Raw genomic sequence first — 2000 nt, 5'->3', positions numbered from 1 at the left:
GGGGTTGCGGTGACTGGGAGTTCGTGGCCGGGGGGAAGGGCTACCCCGGCGCCCGCGCGGCCGTCCTCCTGGGGGCGGCGGCGGCCGCCCGCGGCAGGGCCGGGGCCCCCCTGCCGCCCGCCGAACGGGCCGACGTCGACCGCATCACCACCTCGGCCCGGGCCGCGCTCGGGGCGGACGCCTTCTCGGAGGCGTACGGGAGGGGCGCCCGGCTGACACCGCAGGAAGCGGTCCACCACGCCCGCACGGCACACACGCCGGTCGGCGCCTCCGGGCGGCCCACCGGCACGTAGCCGACGTGGACCCGCGCGCTCCCCGAAGACCTGCCGTTCCCTTCTCCCGCCTTCTCCCGCCTTCTCCCGCTCGACGGTGCCGTGCACGCGGTCCAGGCCGGCGGCGTCACCCCGCACCGCCGTTGATGTCGCCGCCGTTGTGCTGCATGGCCTCGTCAAGGGCGTCCTGACGGCGGCCGGTGGTGAGGACGTGGGTTCCCACGTCGACGCACAGCTGGGACGCCCTCGTTCCTGACCGCCGCCCGGACCGTCGGAGTGACGCTGATCACGGGCATCCTCCCGGTGAAGCTGCTTAGTCTTGTGCAGTCGTCGCGATGGGGGCCCGGGGGGGGAGCCATGTTCCCCCGGACCTTCCTGACGGGGCATCAGGGGGCGTGGGTGAGTGGTGAGCACGAGTCCTGAGAACCCGGGGAAGCTGCCCGGGCACGCGACTGGTTGTAAGGTAGGGAAACAGCACCTGACCTGCACATTCGTAGGCAGGAAGCCTAGTTCAGGAGCACCTCGATGATGCGTACGATGTTCAAGTCCAAGATCCATCGCGCAACCGTGACCCAGGCCGACCTGCACTATGTCGGCTCCGTGACGATCGACGCCGATCTGATGGAGGCCGCCGACCTCCTGCCGGGTGAGCTCGTGCACATCGTGGACATCGACAACGGGGCCCGGCTCGAGACGTACGTCATCGAGGGCGAGCGGGGTTCCGGGGTCATCGGTATCAACGGGGCCGCCGCCCACCTCGTGCACCCCGGTGACCTGGTCATCCTCATCAGCTACGCCCAGGTCGACGACGCCGAGGCCCGCGAGTTGAAGCCGAGCGTCGTGCACGTCGACGCGGACAACCGCATCGTCGCCCTCGGCGCCGACGCGTCGGCACCCGTGCCGGGCACCCGCACGGAACGCAGTCCGCACGCGGTTCCCGCGCGGGGCTGACCCTTCCCTTCCCGACAGGCGTCCGGCGCACGAGGAGCGACGACATGGCAGTGGAGAACACATCGGTCGAGATCCGCGACGATCGTGAGCACGGCAAGCTGGTCGCCCACGAGGACGGTACGGCCGCCGGGACCGTCGCGTACTTCGCGATGTACCCCGCGCCGGGAGCGCTGGTCCCCGTCCACACCGTCGTGAAGCCGGCGTACGAGGGGAAGGGCATCGCGGGCGCGCTGGCCCGCGAGTTCTACGCCATGGCGGCACGCGAGGGCGTTCCCGTCGTGCCGCTGTGCCCGTACGTCGCGAAGTGGGCCCTTCGCCACCCGGAGCAGGCGCCCGAGGCTCCGGAGGAGCTCGTGCGGGAGGCGCGGAGGCAGCTCGAGTCGCACCCCGAGCTGCTCTGATCCCGGCGGGACGCGGACGCGAGGACCGAAGCGGGGCGACGGGGCCGGTCGCGCACGACGCCATGCGGGCGACGGGCGGAATGCCGATCGGGCACGGAGGCGGCCCGGGGCAGGGGCCGCATGAGTCGGGCCCCGATGAGTCGGGCACCCGGTCGGGTGGGGCGCAGGTATGGACTCGGCAGGCGCGGGCAGCCGCACCGGGAGACGGTGGAGATGAGATCCATCTCGATCCGCTCGTACGTCTGTTTGCTGTAGGAGGCCCGAGATGACCCATCCGATTCCCGACCCCGTACCGCCGGCTCCGGCGCCGCCCGTGCCGGGGCCGCCTTCGCCGGTGCCCACGCCGCCCGCCCCGGGGCCCACGCCGGTGCCGTCC

The 2000-nt window shown here is 72.5% G+C and carries 3 protein-coding genes; all 3 read left to right on the top strand.

The window, feature by feature from the left end:
- On the top strand, positions 1–293 hold a 293-nt coding region (locus ABZ371_RS32075; RefSeq protein WP_358686350.1), incomplete at its 5' end, for a hypothetical protein.
- 504 nt (positions 294–797) lie between these two features.
- Positions 798–1223, top strand: coding sequence for an aspartate 1-decarboxylase (gene panD / locus ABZ371_RS32070; RefSeq protein WP_358686349.1), 426 nt, complete (start codon positions 798–800; stop codon positions 1221–1223).
- 44 nt (positions 1224–1267) lie between these two features.
- Positions 1268–1624, top strand: coding sequence for a GNAT family N-acetyltransferase (locus ABZ371_RS32065; RefSeq protein WP_358686346.1), 357 nt, complete (start codon positions 1268–1270; stop codon positions 1622–1624).
- Positions 1625–2000: the final 376 nt, after the last annotated feature.

Origin of the sequence: Streptomyces sp. NPDC005899 (assembly GCF_040629645.1) — a bacterium.
In the GTDB taxonomy this organism is placed as follows: Bacteria; Actinomycetota; Actinomycetes; order Streptomycetales; family Streptomycetaceae; genus Streptomyces.
This window is presented reverse-complemented; position numbering and strand designations above follow the sequence as displayed.